The following is a 6,140-nucleotide window of genomic DNA, read 5'->3' on the forward strand; positions in this document are numbered from 1 at the left end:
AGAAGGGAGGGGTCGAGGGTCAGGTGGGCTACTGGCGCCGGAACTACCTGACCCCGGTCCCGCGCGTCGACTGCCTGAACGAGCTCAACGACGCCTTCGCCGGCTTCGAGGCGGCCGAGGAGAACCGGCGGATCGGGATGCGGATCCGCACCATCGGCCAGGACTTCGCCCGCGAGGCCCCGCTCCTGCTGCCCCTGCCCGAGGCTCCCTTCTAGACCGGCCTCGCACTGAACCCGCGGGTCGACCGCTACGGCATGGTCGCCGTCCGGGTCTGCCGCTACTCGGTTCCGGTCCGCTTCATCGGCCGCACCGTCCACGTTCTCCTGCGCTCGAGCGAGGTCGTGGTCTTCCACGGCCGCACCAAGATCGCCCGCCACCCCCGCCTGACGACCAAGGGCGCTGTGGCCATCGCCTCGAACGAATCGTTCGGAGGCTGGACCAAGACGTTCACCGACCCCCGGCTCTGCGCGGCCATCGTCGACCGACTCACCTTCAACGGCACCATCATCGAGACCGGCACCGAGTCCTACCGCCTCGCCCAGGCCAGGGCCAAGCAACTGCAGACGAAGAAGTAGCCCCAAGACCAGCTGGCCGGTGGGATCTTAATCCCTGTTGCCTCGGCCTGGCGGTCCAGGAACTCAATCAGTCGTGTTTCCGAACGTGCAAGCGTCTCCCGTTGTTCGCCAGGAAGCGAAGCGAGGGCGTCGACCAGGACCCGATTTCGCGGGACCTGCACCATATTGCCGGAGTAGATCCGGCAACTGGAACACCAGGCGAGCCCGATGCACCGCCTGAACAGAGATGACTCGGGCGGATAGAAGCGGTACTGGTACGAGCGGACGGGCGTTTTGCAGGCGGCACAGATCCGACAGTCCCCGTCGAAGACCGTGTCCCAGGTCCCGACCTTGCGCCAGTGCTGCCGCCCGGCCGGTGCTCTTCAAGTCGTCATGCCCAGCATTCTCTCCCACAGCAAGTCGCCCAGCACAGCCGTCCCGGCGAAGGTAGGGCCGGAGCAGACCGGAAGCCGGGGCCACTTCAAGCCGGAACAATCGCCGCACGGCCCCTCCGGTGGGGCCAGGTCGGGCCGGAAAAGCGGGGCCAGTTCTGACCGTTAACGCCACCCACCACCGAGACCGCCGCCGGTACGCCGATGACAGAAACCGAGACCTTCAGTGGCAGCGCTGCGGGATCCAGGTCGTCCGCCTGCCCGTGGAGGACCTGCAGCAAGGTGAGCAGCTCACCAACCGACTCAAGGAAGAGCTTTCACGGCACCTCTGGCCCCGGTAACCGAAGTGGTGGGTCGTCATCGACAACCCGCCCTCGTACTCTCCGCGACGGCCGTGAGCCGCTTCGAGTAGCTCTTCAATGCCAGCAACAGCACCCTCGCCTGAACTCACCGAGGGCTACATGCCACGGATGGCCACCGTCATGAGGTGGTCGGCCGTGGCGTGGTCATTGGCTACACCGCTCACTCCAACCTAAGGTCGGCCAGCGCCTGGAGCTTGCCAGACCGAGCGTCGCGCGCCTCGACTTCGCGTTCGAGTCTCGCAACGTGTCTGGGGAATCCCCAGCTACAGCCAGTTACTGACGTTACTGCAGTGATCTCGTCAAGGTGAGGCCGGTTTCGGCGAGACATCCGTTGATGAGGTTGTCGCGGTACTGGATGAGGCGGAGACCGTGTCGGAGTGTGCTGATGAGGTGGTCGGGGTCGGTGAATGCGGCGTTGGCTTGGCTGCTGCGTCGTAGCAGTGACCAGATGCCCTCGACGGGGTTGAGGTCGGGTGCATAGGCCGGGCCGGCAGGAAGTAGCAGCTGATCCAGTCGGGGGTGTCGCGCAGTCGGCGGTCCTTGTGGACGTTGAGGTTGTCCCACACCAGCACAATGGGTGCGCCGAGCTGCTGGTGGGCGGCGATGAGCAGGTCGCGGTAGATGCAAGACGACGAGGACGAGGACGACTACGACGACTGAAGCCTCGGACGGAGCCGCGTCTTCCGCATGGAAATCAACGATTCAAATGTTGAATCTGTAGCCTCGGATGGGTGCGGGAAAGGTGAATCGTCAACCGAAATGCGCACGTTCCGCCATTTGCGTGATGGGTTGAGGAGTGCTGTCATGAGATTAAGGCAGACCAGCGCCAGCGCTGCACCGAGCGCACACTCAGCCGTAAGTCCTTGGCGACCTCGGTGTAGGAAGCACCCGCAGCAAATCGCTCCGCGGCCTCCAGCCGGATCCGCTCGCGAAACGCCTGCTGTTCAGGCGTCAGCCCATCACCCTGCGGATATCTCACACAGCCGGCATACCGCGACGATCACACATCGTCAGCCCCCAACGACATCGCCGCAAAGGTCAGTAGTACCTGGATAATGCGGTCATGCCTCTGACAGGACCTGAGTGCGATGTCTTGGTTTTGGGGTGGTGGGGTGCGAGATGGTGGGGGCTGGGTGTGTTGTTGCTGGTCGGTGGCGGTTTGGAGGTGTGGGGTCAGTGTTTTGGGCGTGAGAGAGCTGCGGGGCGTTGCTGTTCTGGGCTTTGTTGCATGGGGGGTGTCGTTGTCTCAGTTTTGTGGGTTCTGATTCCCTGGCCGGTGGGTGTTGGTGTGCTTGGGGGTGTGGATCAGGGAGAGCTGGGTCTGGCTCCGGAAGGGGCGGGTGGTGGTTCGAGTGGGGTTTTGCCGGCTGTGTCGGTTCGGGCGTTGCGGGGGCCGGTGGTGTGCCGTCTGCTGGCCCTGCGGTGGGAGGGGAGCCTCACCACTGGGCAGGTGAGGTCGGCGGCGGACGTGCTGGGGGTGCGGGAGCGTGGGGTGTGGCGGTGGCTGGCGGCCGTTGAGCGGGACGAGGCTGTGGCCCGGGCACCGGGGGTGGGGAGCGGGCGGCGTGCAAGCGTGATGTGTTCCTGGCCTGGCCGTGGGGCTGGCGGAACCAGGTGTGGGAGACCGATCACGTCCAGGCGGCGGTGCTGGTCGACGTCGACGGCCGGGCCCGCAGGCCGTGGATCACCTCGATCCGCTCGTCCACGGTCGAGGCCCAGGACGGGCCGAACCAGGTGCCGAAGGTGTAGTCCGACAGATGCGTGCGCTTGAGCACGAGGGGCAGCACACCGGGCAGCGTGAGGTCGGTCTGTTCCAACAGCATCTGGCCGCTGGCGACGTCGATCGGGTCTTCCTTGCACGCACGGTTCTTCGGTTCCACGCTGTGGTGGCGAGGGTCGTCGAGCGCCTTGTTCAGCAGATCTGGCTTACTGCCGGCCGAGCCGCCGTTGCCACCCGGGCCTTTCGACGGGGACCCGGGCCCCATTCCTTCCCCGTCTTTGCCGCCCTTGAGGATCTTCTCCAGTTCGGCGGCGTTCTTGGTGTCGTTCTCGACGTGGTTGTCGGCAACATTCCTCAGCCGTTTCCCTGTGTCGTGGTAGAGGTCCTTGACGGCCTTGCCGGCGTCCTCGCCGATGGTCTTGCCGAGCTTCTGCGCCCCGTCCTCGAGGGCTTTGACGATTCGGTTGGTCACTCGAAGCTCACCGTCGCCAGCTTCGTCCGGAACGCCTCGGCGTGGGAGGCCACCGTTTCGGCGTGACCGTTCATCAGCTCCGCGTGAGCGTGCACTGCCTCCGGATGGATGGAGAAGCCCTCCCCGACGGAGCCGGCCCCGCCACTGGCGGAAACCCCCAATGCGGATTCGGCCGACTGGAACACCAGGCCTGTCACGGCCCGCCCGACCACCTCTACCAGCGGGTCGACGGCTGCCTCGATGACCTGCCCGATGATGTACTGCTCCAACTGCTGCTCAAGGAAGTCCATCAGTTCCTCGGCCGCCTTCACGATCAGCACCTCCGCGGCCTCGGCGATCCCGAGGGTTGCCACGGCCGCCGCCTGGTCCGCGATGAACGACGCGGCCAGCACGGCGAGTTCGGCGATGGCTTCGACCTTCATCCCCACGATCACGTCCGCCGCCACATCCAGCGCAGTCGCCACCACATGGCAGGCCTCGATCAGCTCACTCATGTGACTGTTCGATAGCCGCGCCCACTTCGCCAGCAGCGCTTCGTACGAAGCCCCCTGATAGGAATCGCCCAGCCGTTTGATCGTGGCCGTGGACTCCTGGTGCGTGTTGTCCAGGTTCTCCGCGAACTCCCTCACATGCGAGGCGATTTCACGGACCTTGTCCTCGTTGACGTTCGGCCAGTTCACCCCGATGAACTGAAGGAACGACACGACCTCATCAGGCAGCTCGATCGCCACAACGCCCCCATCACGAGACAGCACACACCTGTTCACCATCGAACCTAGATGCGGGCGGGCAATGAGAGAGCAAAGGGTTCGTCCCGGCGCCGTGACGACTTTCAAGACCGGACAGCCGTGGTCTGTCCGATGGCACGAGGCGCTTGATCAGCTGACGCATCGCGGCGGTCTCCGCGGCGCTGATGAACGCTGGCAGACCGCCCGTGACGACCGTCCACGAGGAGCCGGGCGACCTCGGGCACATTGAGGGTTTTCAGGGTGGCCCCCGGACGGGTGACGGCGGGACCGTAGAAAACGGACAGGGCTCCCGTGCCGTTGAGAGAGGTGTCTAAGAGTTGTCCCGCAACTCCACGAGGCTGAGGGTCATGCTGTGTCAGGGTCGGCGCCGATGGCGCCGACCAAGCGAAGCGAACGCCCGAGGTCTCCGGTGAGGATGCGAGGGTGTCGTCGCCACCACCACAGGTCGGAGCCGGGCAACCTGTGGAACTGCTCGAGCGCCTGGCCGTCGTCGTCGACAGTCGCCGCCTTGTACCGGTCGTCCAGAACTTTGATCTGCGGGGTCCAGAGCCGCACGATGTAGTCGTCCAACAGGAGCCACGCCTCGTGCAGCCAGTTTCGGCAGTAGAGGTCGTTGGTGTACTCGTAGATGTCGTCGCCGTAGCCGCGCTCAATGACGCCTACCAGGGCGGCCCACGCGTTCACTCTTTCTGCGACGGTGAATGCCGTCCGCCAGCCGCGCTGGTGCAGCAGCTCTCCCACCTCGGTCTCCGTAGCCACGGGCGGGAGGATCTCACGCGGATCCCGTCCGGGCGACCGAGATACGCCCCGCCAGAGGGCGCGGCCCGGAGGATGATCAAGGTGAGACGATCTCACCGTGGCTGGTGTGATCACGGCGTCGGAACCCTCCTGGATAGCCCCGTTCACCGGGCTGAGTTCGCGACCGTTCGGGAAGCTCGTGAGCGCGTTGCGGCGGGAGGGCGCTGACCCGGTGCGCAAAGGCCGCCCCTGGGGCCTGCCGCTGGAGGACAGAGTCTTGCTGGTGGCCGCTTACTGGCGGACGAACCTCACCCTGCGGCAGCTGGCCCCGCTGTTCGGGGTCTCGAAGTCCGCCGCGGACCGGATCATCGCCCACCTCGGGCCATTGCTCGCCCTCCCACCCGTGACCACGCGATCGCGGAGCAGTCGAAGAACTACCGGTACTCCACCAACCACCAGGTCGTCATCGACGCTGACACCCGCCTTGTCGTCACCGTCGGCCGGCCGGTCCCGGGGAACCGCAACGACTGCAAGGCATGGGAGCTGTCCGGTGCGAAGGACGCCGTCGGCCGGACCATCGTGATTGCCGACGGTGGCTACCGGGGCACTGGCCTGATCATCCCTCACCGCCGTGAACCCGGCCAGGCCGAACTTCCGGCCTGGAAAGAGGAACACAACGCCTCGCACCGCAAGGTGAGGGCCCGCGTCGAGCACGCCTTCGCCCGGATGAAGAGCTGGAAGATCCTCCGCGACTGCCGGTTGAAAGGCGACGGCGTCCACCACGCCATGCTCGGCATAGCCCGCCTCCACAACCTCAGCGTCACAGGCTGAACCGCGAGCAGGCAGGTCAGCAAGCACGACCGTGATCGATTACGGGACAACTCTTAGGCGGGACCAAATGTGTCCGGTCGCCGCTTTCCATCCGTTCCGCCCCCCGACATACTCGTCGTCAAGGCGTTGCGGTGTCTTGACCGCACGGCTCCCCCGGCCATCGCCACTCGACACTCAGGGGAACGAAGCAGGGACTGTTCCAGCAGACCTGCTCCGGTGGTTGGGGGGGGGGGGGGGGGGGGGGGGGGGGGGGGGGGGGGGGGGGGGGGGGGCCAAACCAAAAACAAAAAAAAAAACCAAAAAACACCCAAACCACACACCA

Annotated in this window: 4 protein-coding genes and 5 pseudogenes; 4 read left to right on the forward strand and 5 right to left on the reverse strand. The window is 65.6% G+C overall.

Going from position 1 to position 6,140, the window contains the following annotated elements:
- Positions 1-23: 23 nt before the first annotated feature.
- From ACZ4SW_RS35600 to ACZ4SW_RS35610, 3 genes and pseudogenes are all read left to right on the forward strand, one after another.
- Positions 24-215 carry a hypothetical protein gene (locus ACZ4SW_RS35600; RefSeq protein ID WP_468253223.1) on the forward strand — a complete coding sequence of 64 codons (192 nt, stop codon included), beginning with the start codon at positions 24-26 and terminating at the stop codon, positions 213-215.
- A 12-nt stretch (positions 216-227) separates the two neighbouring features.
- Positions 228-392, forward strand: a pseudogene (locus tag ACZ4SW_RS35605) (Mu transposase domain-containing protein); the annotation flags it as partial.
- Positions 393-575: pseudogene (locus tag ACZ4SW_RS35610) on the forward strand (ATP-binding protein); the annotation flags it as partial.
- Between the two features lie 1,015 nt (positions 576-1,590).
- Here the strand turns inward: ACZ4SW_RS35610 and ACZ4SW_RS35615 are convergent.
- The 5 genes and pseudogenes from ACZ4SW_RS35615 to ACZ4SW_RS35635 all read right to left on the reverse strand — a co-directional run.
- Positions 1,591-1,928, reverse strand: a pseudogene (locus tag ACZ4SW_RS35615) (transposase); the annotation flags it as partial.
- Positions 1,929-2,131: 203 nt separating this feature from the next.
- A pseudogene (locus ACZ4SW_RS35620) lies at positions 2,132-2,287 on the reverse strand (helix-turn-helix domain-containing protein); the annotation flags it as partial.
- A gap of 649 nt (positions 2,288-2,936) precedes the next feature.
- A complete protein-coding gene (locus ACZ4SW_RS35625; RefSeq protein WP_468253224.1) occupies positions 2,937-3,500 on the reverse strand; it encodes a DUF6531 domain-containing protein in 564 nt (187 codons plus the stop codon).
- Positions 3,497-4,231 carry a WXG100 family type VII secretion target gene (locus tag ACZ4SW_RS35630; RefSeq protein ID WP_468253225.1) on the reverse strand — a complete coding sequence of 245 codons (735 nt, stop codon included), beginning with the start codon at positions 4,229-4,231 and terminating at the stop codon, positions 3,497-3,499. Before ACZ4SW_RS35630 ends, ACZ4SW_RS35625 begins: the two co-directional genes overlap by 4 nt.
- A gap of 363 nt (positions 4,232-4,594) precedes the next feature.
- Positions 4,595-5,008 carry a hypothetical protein gene (locus tag ACZ4SW_RS35635; RefSeq protein ID WP_468253226.1) on the reverse strand — a complete coding sequence of 138 codons (414 nt, stop codon included), beginning with the start codon at positions 5,006-5,008 and terminating at the stop codon, positions 4,595-4,597.
- 97 nt (positions 5,009-5,105) lie between these two features.
- Between ACZ4SW_RS35635 and ACZ4SW_RS35640 the strand changes: the two are divergent.
- Positions 5,106-5,818, forward strand: a pseudogene (locus tag ACZ4SW_RS35640) (transposase).
- Positions 5,819-6,140: the final 322 nt, after the last annotated feature.

It is taken from the genome of Streptomyces sp. NPDC028331 (genome assembly GCF_055565775.1).